This window comes from Pollutimonas bauzanensis (genome assembly GCF_040393045.1).
GTDB classification, from domain to species: Bacteria; Pseudomonadota; Gammaproteobacteria; order Burkholderiales; family Burkholderiaceae_B; genus Pollutimonas; species Pollutimonas bauzanensis_A.
The window spans coordinates 1-11,867 of sequence record NZ_JBEBUX010000125.1; the positions used below are offsets into that span (position 1 = coordinate 1).

The following is an 11,867-nucleotide window of genomic DNA, read 5'->3' on the forward strand; positions in this document are numbered from 1 at the left end:
GGCGGTGTATTGGGGCTGTTGCTGGGCAACAAGAAATTCCGAAAAATGGGCGGCAAAGTGGGGGCTTATGGCGGGGCGGCTGCGTTAGGCGCCTTGGGCCTGAAGGTTTACCAGGACTGGCAAAGCAAGCAGGGTGCCGCTGCTGCGCAGGGTCAGCCAGTATCTCAGCCTGCAGCTCAACCGGTTCTTGGCTTGCCAGCACCTGGTATCGAACAGCATAGCAAAGTCGTTTTGTCGGCCATGATCGCGGCGGCCAAGGCCGACGGTCATATTGGTGCAGAAGAAAGGCAGCTTATGGAAAGCGAGGTTGTGAAGCTTTCCAGCGATTCATCGGATCGTGCGTGGTTCGATGCAGAGCTGGCCAAGCCTGCCGACCCGTCTCAAGTGGCTGCCTTGGCGACAAGTCCAGAGCTTGCTGCGGAAGTGTATCTTGCCAGCTTGTTGGTTATCGATGAAGAAAGCTTTATGGAGCGTGCCTACCTTGATGAGCTGGCGCGCAATTTGAAATTGGATCCAACCCTGAAAGCGGATCTTGAAGCCAGGCTTAAAAACCTGGCATAGCCCCATTCGCGCATGAACCGATTGCAGCAGTTATAGCGCTTAATGCATTTCTACCTGTTCTTTGATGGGCATGTCGTCGCGTATGGGTACGGTCTGGCGTTCGATCATGCGGTGGACGCGGGGCGGTTCGTCGCCCCGGTGCAGCGCGCGTAACCGGTCGGATACTTCCGCGTCGGCCTGGGTGCGCCGCTGGTTGTGGCGAACATATTCCACCCAGGTGGCCACGTGATACGTTTCAGTCCAGATTCTGGGGCTTTCCAGGTCGCGCAACAGTGCCCATTGGCGTGCGCCATCACGGATACGTATGCGGCGGCGGTCGGACATGACAGCCAGGAATGCTTGAACATCCTTTTGTGCAATGTCGTAGTCCACCATGACCATGATGGGACCGCTGCGTGAACGCAGATCCAGGCGCAGCGTGGGCTCGCTAAAGCTGTCCAGAGGGTCCAGGTTCAATGCGCCGAATTCCGGCAAGGCGAAGCGCAAGCCTACTATTGCACCCAAAACCAGCACGACACCTGATGCCATGAGTGCTTTGTCCGGCCCATAGGCGTCGGCCGTCACGCCCCACAGCCAGCTGCCCATTGCCATGCCGCCGAAGGTTGCCGTCTGGTAAAGCGATAAAGCTCGCCCGACGACCCAGCGTGGCGTTGATAGCTGCACTGTGACGTTAAAGAGCGACAGCGTGATCACCCAGCAGGCGCCGGCGGGAAATAAGGCCAGGCAACTAAGCCACATATCGCGGCTTAACGCCAGCAAGACCACGCTTAGCGCCGAGCCAATGAAAGCGGCGCGCACGATGGTTTCGTTGCGCAGGCTTTCGCGCAGCCGCGGATTAAGCACCGCGCCGATGATGGCGCCGGCCCCGAAACAACCCAACATGATGCCGTAGGTAAAAGCGCCGCCTTCGACCAGGTCGCGCGCGACCACCGGCAATAGCGCCAGCACTGAAACGGCTGCAAGCCCGAACGCGAATCCTCGGAACAGCACCTTCAACAGGTTGGGAGACATGGCGATATAGCGCAGCCCCGCTGAAATGGCGCTGCCGAATGCTTCGCGCGGCAAGGTTGACGGTACGCGCTGTGGTTTCCAGCGTATCAGCGCGATGATCAGGGCGATGTAGCTGACCGCATTCAAGGCAAACGCGGTCGCCGCGCCTGCTAGCGCGACAATGAGACCGCCGACGGCGGGCCCCAGGCTGCGCATCAGGTTGTAGCTGACACTGTTAAGCGTGACCGCGCCAGGCAGATCCTCGCGGGGAACAATGTCGCCCATCGAGGCTTGCCAGGAGGGGTTGTGCAGCGCGGTGCCGCAGCCGATAAGGAAAGTGAACGTCAGCAGCCACCACGGTGTAAGCAGCCCGGTGACTGCGAAGATGGCCAAGCCGGCTGATACCACCATCATCGCGATCTGGGCGGTGAGCATGATGTTGCGGCGGTCGAAACTATCCGCCAAGGCCCCTGCTGCCAGTGAAAAAATCATGATTGGCAGAGTAGTGGCCGCTTGCACAAGGGCCACCATGTCGTTGGAATCGGAAATGGTGGTCATCAGCCAGCCTGCCCCAACCATCTGAATCAGGCCGCCAAGATTGGAGGCCAGCGTGGCAGTCCATAGCGCGCGGAAAGTGGCGTGTCTAAAGGGGGCTAATGGCGATGCTCTTTGGGGCATCTGGAAACCTCTTGTGCGTGCTAAGTGGGAAATCTGGAGCGAATCGCTAGTCAGATATAGCGTATGTTACCGAATCAAGGCCTCTAGTGTCTGGATTTGTTCAATGAGAGGCAGGCTGGCGTCCATGACGGGTACGCGGCCATCTTGAACTGCGGCGGGTCGTTGCAAGGCGTTGGCATAGGCTTCCCAGTGATCAAGTTTCCACTGATCTCGTGGGTCGGCTCTGCGGACAATACGATCCTTGCGAACCGTCAACGGCAGTTCCAGCCAGACATGACGCAAATGTATTGTGGGGGGAAGTCCCAGCGCTTCGGTCGAAAATAGTGCGGATGAAGCCAGTTCGCGGCTCCATGGGCCGGGAAACACCACATTCAGTCCTAATTCGAGCTGGTCTTGGCCAATGCGAAGTGTGCTCAAGTATTCCAGATCGCGCACTTTTTCTTTGAACAGAGGGCTATCCCGGTCGTCGGGAGCCTGCCCCAGCGCCTGCAAAAAAGGACCCGACCAGCGCTCGCTGACCACGTCCTTGTCCAGTACGCACCAGGCACGCCCTTTTTCCTGCTGCCGCTCGATGAAATGAGTAGTGATAAATGACTTACCGGTTCCGGCATGGCCCAGGATGAAAAGGGCAGTGGGGTGATTCATGTGTAGATAACTTGTTAGCGCAGCACCAATACGGGGATTTTGGAATGAGTCAGCACATTGAGTGTTTCGTTGCCCATCAACATCCTGTTAATGCCGCGGCGGCCGTGTGATGCCATGACAATCAGTTCGCATTCATATTCTTGGGCCGCGGCAATGATGCTTTCGGCTACCAAGTCTGATTTGATTGTAATGGCTTGTGTGTTGATGCCTTTCTGTTTGCCTAGCTCTTTGACGGCATGCACAATGGCCTGGCCAGCCTGACTGTGGGCATCGTTTGCGGCAGTAGAGTCATGCATTTGGCTGCGTGGCGTGCCCTCCCAGTAGCTGACGGCAACGGGAGCTATGACGTTAAGGGCAATCAACTCTGCGTTAGCCAATTGTGCAAAGTTCAGGGCGCTGTCTACTGCTTTGGCCGACAGTTCGGAACCGTCCGTTGCAACCAGAATACGTTTATACATGGTTAGCCTCCGCTTTTTGTAAGTAACGTCCTTATGATAGACGCAGTAAGGGAAGTTGTCTGCTAATTCGGACTAAAGTGCCTTATGTGATCTGTCGATCACTTCTTACCCTCTTAAGGAGAACGATAAATGTCTGAAATTCAACGTTTCGAGAGCAATGAGCGTTTGAGCCGTGTTGTTAAACATGCCGGCGTAGTCTACGTGGCTGGTGTGACGTCAAGCGATCGGGCCGCCGACATCAAGGTGCAGACACGCGATACGTTGAAAAAGATTGATGGCTATCTTGCCAGCGTCGGCACCGATAAGTCGAGGCTGTTGACTGTGCAAATTTGGCTTAAAGACATCGACCGCGATTTTGGCGGCATGAACGAAGTCTGGAACGAATGGGCCGACAAAGCCAATATGCCGACTCGCGCAACATGTGAAGCCAAACTGGCTGCGCCAGAGCTGCTGGTAGAAATTATCGTCAGCGCTGCAGCGTAATGCTATTGTTAAGCTAGCATCAAAGGCCGCCAGCCATTTTTTGACTTCCGGGCCATAGACAACGATAGGGGCGATATGACTACTACGCAAGCGGAAAAAGGGCGGGCTTTTAGTGCGTTGCACGCAGGGGCGCAGGCTTTCATTATCCCCAACCCCTGGGATGTCGGTACTGCAAAGCTGTTGGCACATCTGGGATTTCAGGCACTGGCCACCACAAGCGCGGGTTACGCTTTCTCCATGGGCGTGCCGGATTTTCGTGTGGGCCGCGACCCTATGTTGGCCCATGTGGCGCAAATCGCCGGCGCTACTGATTTGCCGGTTAGTGCCGACCTTGAAAACGGCTTTGCCGATGACCCGGTTACCGTGGCGGACACGATACGTTTGGCGGCGGCCACCGGGATAGTGGGCGGCTCTATCGAAGATGCCAGTACTCGGCCCGATGATCCTATTTACGATTTGGGCCTGGCTGTCGAGCGTGTGCAGGCCGCCGTCGAGGCAGCGCGGGCTTTGCCCTTCACCTTCACATTGACAGCGCGCGCCGAAAATTACTTGCATGGCCGGCCCGACCTGGCCGATACCATCAGGCGCTTGCAGGCATATCAAGAGGCGGGAGCTGATGTGCTGTATGCGCCGGGCCTGACAAGCAAGGCCGATATCGCTGCCGTTGTCAGTTCTGTTGATCGCCCGGTCAATATATTAATGGGTTCGGCAGGTATAAACCTGACGTTGGCCGAGCTGAGCAGCGTCGGTGTGAAAAGGGTAAGCGTAGGCAGCGCGCTTAGCCGTGCGGCATTGGGGGCGTTTGTTCGCGCGGGCAAGGAAATGCGCGAGCACGGTACGTTCAGCTTTGTTGACGACGCTATACCTTATCAAGAAATTAGCCGAATATTCGGCGCTGAATGATAGGGTGCATCGCGATGCATGGGAGTCCATCATTATTTGAACACTGCTTATAAGTTGCTGTTATGCATTGTTTCGCAAAAATTTTATAAAAAAATATTTTTCCGTTCCGTATCATGGGTTTATCTGTTTATGTACAGCCTATTCCAGGCGTTTTATGGGGTTGATGGGCAGGTTGCAGGGATGCTTGCATACGCGCATGCTGTTTAATGCGCAGGTGGCAGGCAATCTCTAAGGTGCGCATTAATACGCTTGCCGACGACATGGATACTGAAATGGAAGCACTGTTGGAAACCCGCACTGTCCCGGTGCGGGGGAAAAGTTATTTGGGCGTCTTGGGCGGCATGGGCCCGCTGGCTGGCGCCTCGTTCGCATATCGCCTTGCCCAGTTGACGCCCGCGCGTACCGATCAAGAACATATCCCTGTCTTGTTGCGTAACGACCCCCGTATACCCGACCGATCGGCATCCCGATTGCGCGGTGGCATGGATCCTTTGCCCGCGATGATAGAAGGGATGCAGTTTCTGGCGCGGTCCGGGGTGGATTGCATTGCCATTCCCTGCAATACGGCGCATTTATGGTTCGACGCGTTGCAAGGCGAAGTGGCTGTGCCCGTGTTGCACATCGTGGAGTCGGTGATCCAGGATCTTCGGCGCCAGGGCATTCATGAAGGCAAAATAGGCGTCATGGGTACGCCCGCTACGCTTGAGTTGAACCTTTATCAGCACTATCTGCTTCGCGCTGGCTACGAACCGCTCGTTCCGACCGCAGCCGAAATCGAGCAATGCTGCGTGAGGTCAATCGCCGCAGTGAAAGCCAATCTGGTCGAGGCCGCATTCGCCCCGGCTGCGGAGGGCATTGCTGCACTGGAGCGGCGAGGAGCGGTAGCCGTTGTTCTGGGTTGTACGGAACTACCGTTGGCCGTGCCCCACCATCGCCGGCGCGAATTCGGCCTGGTGCTGACAGACTCTATCGACGCGCTGGCGCTGGCCGTCCTGGAACACTTCGCATGGGCCAAGGAGCCCGAAGTGGCGCTGGCGTAAGCGTAACGGTCTGGCGGCCCGGCAACTTGCCGCTATGCCGGGCCGCCAGCCTCAAGTCCGATTAAAGGATGCCCGGCTAAGAATCCGGCCAGGCCGGTTCCCAGTAGCTTCGATGCCGTTCCAGACATGTTCGCCGTTTACCCATACATCGCAGATGCCTTGGCTTGTTTGTATGGGGGCGTCAAAGCTTGCCTGATCAGCGACTTCATTTTCATTAAGCAGAACCATGTCGGCAAAATAGCCTTGCCGCAGCAAGCCGCGCTGCGTCAATCCGTAATTCTTGGCGGCCAGGCCCGTCATTTTGTGGATGGCTTGCTCTAGCGTCATGATGTTCTGTTCGCGCACCATGGCTCGCAGCACACGGGTAAAGGTGCCCCATTGACGAGGATGTGGATGCGAGTCGAAGGGTAAGCCGTCAGAGCCGACCATGGTTAACGGATGCGCCATGATTCTGGACACATCGGATTCATGCATCAGAAAATAGATGGCCCCGGCAGGCATCAAGCGGTCCATGGTCCCTTGTTCGTCCAGCCCCAGTTCTTGCATGACTTCGGAAAAATCGCGCCCTGCGGCTTCTGGATAGCCTGTCGACCAGGTAACCATGGTGCGTTTGGCGATCAGTATTCTATCCAGGCGCAACATGGTGGATGTGGCGGGGTAGGGGTGGCAGTCGATGCAAACGGGTTGGTGGTCGTTCGCCTCTTCGATTATTTTCAAGGTTTCAGCAGAGCGCCCGTGGTTCTTGCTACCCGCCAATTTATGGTGCGAGAAAACCACCAGGCTATCCAGGGCCCGGCCGATCTCCAATGCTTCTTCTATCGCCGGTACGATGTGGTCGGCTTCGTCGCGCAAGTGCGTTGCGTATAGGCCGCCACGCTGTTTCATTGGCGCGCCGACCTGAATGATTTCACTCGTCGGCGCATGGGATGCAGGCGGATAAAAGGTGCCGGTGGACATGCCAAATGCCCCGGCGTCCAGGGCTTCGGCCAGCAATTGCTGCATGGCTTCGATCTCGGATGGGCTTGCCGCGCGTCCGGTGTCGGCCATACTGGCGACACGTAAGGTCGTATGGCCGACTAAGGGAATGACATTGACTGCGGCAGGCGTTTCACGCAGTTGCGCTATCCAGCTGGCAAACGTCTTGAAATGGAAAAGCGCTTGGGGGCCCAGCAGGTCCAGCGGTTGTGGAATCACGCCGTTCGAAGGCAACGGCGCCAGGCTGATGCCACAGTTGCCTGTGACGACCGTCGTGATGCCTTGCGAGACTTTGGGCTTCATGTCGGGATGAACCAGCAAGTAGCCATCATCGTGAGTGTGAGAGTCGATAAAGCCAGGCGTCAACATTAAACCGTCGGCCTGTTTAACTCGCTGTCCATCTCCTTTGTCGAGCTGGCCTATCTCTGCAATGACGCCATCTGAAACGGCGACATCGGCTTGAAAGCGTGCGCCGCCCGATCCATCGACCAGTGTTGCGCCTGAAATAATGAAACTTGTTGGCATACCTGCGTTCATCTTATCAGTCCAGCTTCGCGATGCCGGCGTCTTTAATAATCGCTGCCCATTTTTTTGCTTCGCTGTCTATCAAGACTTTGAAGTCGGTGGGCGTGCTGTAAGACGCATCGGCGCCGAAGGTGGCCAGCGATTTTTTGACATCCGCATCTTGCAATGCTTGTTCCAGAGACTTGCTTAACGTGGCAATGACGTCGGCAGGTGTGCCTGCCGGTGCGACCAGGCCACCCCATGAGACGGTTTCATAACCCTTTATGCCCGCTTCGGCGACGGTGGGAACATCGGGCAGCAATGTCAGGCGTTTGCTACTGCTGACACCTAATGGACGCACCTTGCCGGCTTGAATAAGCGGTATGGCTTCGGACGAATTGGAAAACATGTAATCAATGCGGCCGCCTATCAAATCCTGCATGGCGGCGGGGCCGCTGTTATAAGGGACGAACAAGGCATCTATCTTGGCCAGGTTTGCGAACAGTTCGCCGCCCATGTGACCCGTCGTTCCTACACCAGAGGCGCCGTAGGACAGTTTGCCCGGGTTCTGCTTGGCTTTTGCGACCAGATCCGCCACCGTTTTTACAGGCGAGTCTGCAGGAACAATAAGGACGTTATAGATACTGAACATCTGACCAATTGGCGCCAAGTCTTTATCTACGTTGTAAGGCAAGTGATTGAACAGTGCCTGGTTCACCGACAAGGTATTGATGTTGCCGTAGCCGATGGTGTAGCCATTGGCGGGGGCTTTCATCAGCTGGACAATGCCAATATTACCTGCGGCGCCCGGTTTGTTTTCCACTACCATGGACTGCTCAAGATTTTTTGACATCGCATTGGCAATCACGCGGGACAATACGTCCGGAGAACCGCCTGCCGCGGACGGCACAACAAACTTGATCGGCTTGTCGGGATATTGGTCTTGCGCGAATGCGGCGGGAACCATTCCCAGGCTCATGGCGATGATTGCGATATTCTTGAACATCGAGACGGTGCGCATGTTCTTCTCCTTTTATCCGTAAAGGCTACAAACTATCACTGTATTCGTACAATACATGCATAGAAAAATGTACTTAACCCATAACGTTGAGGTATTGATGCCCGACTCTCCTGCGCCAGATTCCACAGTGTTGGAAGCGCCTGACTTGCTTGGAAAAACGCATCGAACACCACTAAGCCTGAGGCAGATCGAGGTGTTCCGGGCCATTATGGTGACCGGGTCTATCAGTGCCGCAGGGCGTATGCTGCATGTCTCACAGCCGGCAATCAGCCGAGTCCTGGCACTGACGGAAAGCCGCCTTGGCTACCAACTGTTTGATCGTGTCAAAACCCGGCTGGTCGCCACGCCCGAAGCGACTCGCCTGTTCAGGGAAGTTGAGCAAATCTACGAGGGCATTCAGTCGGTCAATGATCTGGCCATCAGTCTGGGCGAAACCGGCTTCGGAGCACTTAAGCTGGTAAGCAGCGCGACCTTCGGGCAGAGGATGATTCCTAGCGCGCTGGCACATCTTTATGCGAAAAGTCCGCGCGCCCAGGTGGATTTTCGCAATGCAACATTCGATCAAATGGTGGGGCATTTTCTGGCTGGACGCGCTCACCTCGGCATCTCGCTGCAGTCTTCAGACAATCCTTCCTTGACTTCGGTGGCGTTGGGTTCGGTGCCCGTTGTATGTATTGCACCCAAAGGACATGCCTTGCAAAAGCTGGACATTGTCAGTCCGCACGATGTGACCGAATTTCAGTGGATAGGCTATCCGGCGGATGCCCCCGCGGGGCGTGCGTTAAGTCGCTTTTTCGGCGATGCCCCATTACCGCGGTCAACGATCGAGGTTCATTCGCCATCAATGGCTGTTTCCTGTGTAAGGCAGGGCTTGGGCCTGGCTCTGGTCGATATGTGGAGCCTGTCTATGGAAACGCTGCCTCATCTGGAGGTAAAGCCTATTGCGCCAGGCATGGACTTAACCATATGGGCAACCTATTCCAATGTTGAGCCTTTGCCTTTGCTTGGGCGGCGCATGCTTGCCGCTGTCAAAAAGGTCATTGATGAAGAGTCCATCAAACTTTGATCCTGGCCCATAACCAGGGGCTATCGTCCCCGGTCTTGAAAGGGGGAGGAAACACGAGGAAGTCCAACGGGGCCGAGGGTTTGCGGCAATCAAGTGTCTTGTTGGCGTGATTGCGACGCCAGCGCTGGCGGAGTTTACGCTGTGAGTGGTTATTGGCATGCTTTGGTTTTATTTATATAACCAATGGAAGTTGTCATGACTGCATCTCACCGAAAACTGGGCTTGGCCGTTGCGCAAATGGGGCCGGTCAACCTTGCCGATGATCGCGCAAGCGTCGTAAATCGATTGATCGAGATGATGCGCGAAGCGCATAGCCGAAAATCCGATTTTGTTGTTTTCCCAGAACTGGCGCTGACGACTTTCTTTCCCCGCTACTGGATGTCGATGGAAGACGCCGAGCAGCGTTATTTTGAAGCGGCCATGCCAAATAGCGCGGTACAGCCGCTATTCGACGAAGCCAGGAAATTGGGCATAGGATTTTATCTGGGCTACGCCGAGCTGACACCTGACGGCCAGCGATTCAACGCTTCCATTCTGGTCGATAAATCAGCCAGAATCATAGGCAAATATCGCAAGATCCACCTGCCGGGTCACGATGATCACAAGCCCGATGCGCCGTTCCAGCATCTGGAGAAAAAATACTTCAATGTCGGCAATGAGACGTTCGGCGTATGGAACGTAGAGCAAACCAAAATGGGCATGTGTTTATGTAATGACCGGCGATGGCCTGAAACCTGGCGCGTCATGTCTTTGCAAAGCGCTGAAGTGGTCGTGCTGGGCTACAACACACCCTCGCAAAACATCCACTGGCCCGAACCTGTGCATCTTAGAATGCACCATCACCTGATCACCCTGCAAGCCAGTGCGTATCAAAATTGTGTTTGGGCTGCTGCCGCTGCAAAGTGCGGGTATGAGGATGGCCATCACATGATAGGCGGATCCGTGATTGTCGCGCCCACGGGCGAGATCGTGGCCCAGGCCAGCACCGAAGATGACGAAGTCATTACGTTCAATGCAGACCTGGATTTGGCAGCGGTGTTTAGAAAGAACGTATTCGACTTTGCTCGCCACCGTCGCCCCGAACATTACCAACTCATTGTTGACAGAGTCGGGCCGGGCGAACCGCTGGAGCGGTAACTATTTGATGGGGCGGCCGACACAAAACATAGCCACTTCAGGGTAATATTGCGCTTCCCTATCGACCGATGTCCGTACCTCCCTGAGAGGAGTTCGCTAATGAACGTGGTAAATCATCCCTCCGAGCTGCGTCTTTGGGGAATCCGGCTTTCCGGTGAAACGCAGCACGACGGCGGGGCCGGGCGACAGCGCTTTTCGGCGTATTTGAAAAGCCTTGGTCTTGACCGATTTGTGCAAAGCAGCGGCGAAAGCAGTCATGGCACGCCCTTCAGCCAGTTCACGGTAAACGAAGCCTTCATGCGTGATTTCGCGCCTGGCTGCGATACGACGCAGCTATGCCAGAAGATGGGGCTGGACACGCATGGCGTGTCAGAGGATCTCGAGCGCGAAATTGTGCTGGCCATGCTGGCCAGTCCGGCGCCTTTCCTCTTTCCCTCTTGCGACGAGCTGATGTCAGCCGTCCGCATACGAAAAAACATTGTTCAGAATGCCCGCCGCACGGCGTTGGCGTTCGACACCGAACATGCCGAGCGTCCCGAGGATTACTGGGTTTATGACCTGGCACGCGGTTTTACGCTTAAGCCTGGCAAGCCGCTGATTGAGGCTTTGCAAAAAACCACCCAACCAGACCGTTCCGGGAAGCTGTATTCGTTTTCCTGCTACCGGGCGACGGAATATGTGCTGTTGCTAAGCATTGCGCAGGAATTGGCGGAGTGCAATGCCTCAGTCTTGGCCCAACTGCAACAGCAATGGGAAACGCGCGCCATTATGTCGGGGCAGTTTCATGATGTTTTCCTGCATGAGTATGGCTCCATGGCCGAGCCCTTGCCGCCCAAATATTATGTGCCGGGCGACCGGTTGTGGTTTCGTAATCCCGACGAGCCTTCTTCCAATGTCGAAGGCTACGAAGGCTCCTGGGTGTTTTACCTGGGGGACGGTTTATTCACCAACTTCTGGAAGCGCGATCAGCCTTTCACCTTGCGTTCAAAGTGTGTCGAGCTTTTCCACTGGCGCAACGCTACGTATCGCAATGGCGATGGCAAGTTGCTGATGGATGACGCTGTGGTCGATGAGCACGTTGCGCAGTCGTTGCAGGACGAGGCGGAGGTCGACCGTATTGTGGCGCGGATGTTGCGTTTGCGTGACCCCGGCGGTGTATATCGTGACGGGGGCTGTATCGATACTACTCGGGAATGCGCGCGGCGGGTGTGTGCCGGTACGTGCGAACTGGTGTTTCCAGGCTAGTGCATTTTCGGATCAATTGTTTTACGGCATATGCATGAGGCTTTGCATGCATCATGGTGCTTTCGCGCCGTTGTCTCGCTCTGGTGACGGTGCCAGGCTCTGGTGAGGTTGCAAGACTCTGATGACGTTGTCCGGGGTGGGTGAGGCCAGTCCGGCACGGC

12 protein-coding genes are annotated in these 11,867 nt (G+C 55.9%); 7 read left to right on the forward strand and 5 right to left on the reverse strand.

Translation table 11 applies throughout. The features are described from left to right. Positions 1-561 (forward strand): tellurite resistance TerB family protein (locus ABWO67_RS16110; RefSeq protein WP_353153339.1); only part of this gene is annotated, 561 nt, incomplete at its 5' end. A gap of 39 nt (positions 562-600) precedes the next feature. Here ABWO67_RS16110 and ABWO67_RS16115 read toward each other — a convergent pair. The 3 genes from ABWO67_RS16115 to ABWO67_RS16125 all read right to left on the reverse strand — a co-directional run bounded on the left by ABWO67_RS16115 (position 601) and on the right by ABWO67_RS16125 (position 3,332). Next, positions 601-2,229 (reverse strand): MFS transporter, encoded by a 1,629-nt coding sequence (locus ABWO67_RS16115; protein WP_353153341.1) that lies wholly within the window; start codon positions 2,227-2,229, stop codon positions 601-603. A 66-nt stretch (positions 2,230-2,295) separates the two neighbouring features. Beyond that, positions 2,296-2,874, reverse strand: a complete 579-nt coding sequence (locus ABWO67_RS16120; protein ID WP_353153343.1) for a P-loop nucleotide/nucleoside kinase family protein — start codon at positions 2,872-2,874, stop codon at positions 2,296-2,298. 14 nt (positions 2,875-2,888) lie between these two features. Beyond that, on the reverse strand, positions 2,889-3,332 hold the full coding sequence (locus ABWO67_RS16125; RefSeq protein ID WP_353153345.1) for a universal stress protein: 444 nt from the start codon (positions 3,330-3,332) through the stop codon (positions 2,889-2,891). A 129-nt stretch (positions 3,333-3,461) separates the two neighbouring features. Between ABWO67_RS16125 and ABWO67_RS16130 the strand changes: the two genes are divergently transcribed. The 3 genes from ABWO67_RS16130 to cuyB all read left to right on the forward strand — a co-directional run bounded on the left by ABWO67_RS16130 (position 3,462) and on the right by cuyB (position 5,758). Continuing rightward, entirely contained in the window at positions 3,462-3,815 is a 354-nt protein-coding gene (locus ABWO67_RS16130; protein ID WP_353153347.1) for a RidA family protein, read from the forward strand. A gap of 75 nt (positions 3,816-3,890) precedes the next feature. Continuing rightward, complete coding sequence (locus ABWO67_RS16135; protein ID WP_353153349.1) at positions 3,891-4,718, forward strand: isocitrate lyase/PEP mutase family protein; 828 nt, start codon at positions 3,891-3,893, stop codon at positions 4,716-4,718. 272 nt (positions 4,719-4,990) lie between these two features. Next, positions 4,991-5,758, forward strand: a complete 768-nt coding sequence (gene cuyB, locus ABWO67_RS16140) for a cysteate racemase (RefSeq protein ID WP_353153361.1) — start codon at positions 4,991-4,993, stop codon at positions 5,756-5,758. Between the two features lie 51 nt (positions 5,759-5,809). Here cuyB and ABWO67_RS16145 read toward each other — a convergent pair whose 3' ends face one another. Then, the gene (locus ABWO67_RS16145) at positions 5,810-7,258 is read right to left on the reverse strand and encodes an N-acyl-D-amino-acid deacylase family protein (RefSeq protein ID WP_353153351.1); all 1,449 of its coding nucleotides are present in this window, start codon (positions 7,256-7,258) and stop codon (positions 5,810-5,812) included. A gap of 16 nt (positions 7,259-7,274) precedes the next feature. Then, complete coding sequence (locus ABWO67_RS16150; protein WP_353153353.1) at positions 7,275-8,258, reverse strand: Bug family tripartite tricarboxylate transporter substrate binding protein; 984 nt, start codon at positions 8,256-8,258, stop codon at positions 7,275-7,277. Positions 8,259-8,355: 97 nt separating this feature from the next. On the opposite strand from ABWO67_RS16150, the gene ABWO67_RS16155 reads away from it, so the two are divergent. From ABWO67_RS16155 to ABWO67_RS16165, 3 genes are all read left to right on the forward strand, one after another. Then, positions 8,356-9,324, forward strand: coding sequence for a LysR family transcriptional regulator (locus tag ABWO67_RS16155; protein ID WP_353153355.1), 969 nt, complete (start codon positions 8,356-8,358; stop codon positions 9,322-9,324). Positions 9,325-9,519: 195 nt separating this feature from the next. Beyond that, positions 9,520-10,461, forward strand: coding sequence for an N-carbamoyl-D-amino-acid hydrolase (locus ABWO67_RS16160; RefSeq protein WP_353153357.1), 942 nt, complete (start codon positions 9,520-9,522; stop codon positions 10,459-10,461). Positions 10,462-10,560: 99 nt separating this feature from the next. Then, on the forward strand, positions 10,561-11,706 hold the full coding sequence (locus ABWO67_RS16165; protein ID WP_353153359.1) for a TGL-type protein-glutamine gamma-glutamyltransferase: 1,146 nt from the start codon (positions 10,561-10,563) through the stop codon (positions 11,704-11,706). The last annotated feature ends 161 nt before the right edge of the window (positions 11,707-11,867 follow it).

What these genes read in the sequence shown, in the direction of transcription:
- ABWO67_RS16160 (WP_353153357.1), top strand. Translation starts at nt 9,520, where the DNA reads ATGACTGCATCTCACCGAAAACTGGGCTTGGCCGTTGCGCAAATGGGG.
- ABWO67_RS16165 (WP_353153359.1), top strand. Translation starts at nt 10,561, where the DNA reads ATGAACGTGGTAAATCATCCCTCCGAGCTGCGTCTTTGGGGAATCCGG.
- ABWO67_RS16125 (WP_353153345.1), bottom strand. Translation starts at nt 3,332, where the DNA reads ATGTATAAACGTATTCTGGTTGCAACGGACGGTTCCGAACTGTCGGCC.
- ABWO67_RS16135 (WP_353153349.1), top strand. Translation starts at nt 3,891, where the DNA reads ATGACTACTACGCAAGCGGAAAAAGGGCGGGCTTTTAGTGCGTTGCAC.
- ABWO67_RS16120 (WP_353153343.1), bottom strand. Translation starts at nt 2,874, where the DNA reads ATGAATCACCCCACTGCCCTTTTCATCCTGGGCCATGCCGGAACCGGT.
- ABWO67_RS16145 (WP_353153351.1), bottom strand. Translation starts at nt 7,258, where the DNA reads ATGCCAACAAGTTTCATTATTTCAGGCGCAACACTGGTCGATGGATCG.
- ABWO67_RS16130 (WP_353153347.1), top strand. Translation starts at nt 3,462, where the DNA reads ATGTCTGAAATTCAACGTTTCGAGAGCAATGAGCGTTTGAGCCGTGTT.
- cuyB (WP_353153361.1), top strand. Translation starts at nt 4,991, where the DNA reads ATGGAAGCACTGTTGGAAACCCGCACTGTCCCGGTGCGGGGGAAAAGT.
- ABWO67_RS16115 (WP_353153341.1), bottom strand. Translation starts at nt 2,229, where the DNA reads ATGCCCCAAAGAGCATCGCCATTAGCCCCCTTTAGACACGCCACTTTC.
- ABWO67_RS16150 (WP_353153353.1), bottom strand. Translation starts at nt 8,258, where the DNA reads ATGCGCACCGTCTCGATGTTCAAGAATATCGCAATCATCGCCATGAGC.
- ABWO67_RS16155 (WP_353153355.1), top strand. Translation starts at nt 8,356, where the DNA reads ATGCCCGACTCTCCTGCGCCAGATTCCACAGTGTTGGAAGCGCCTGAC.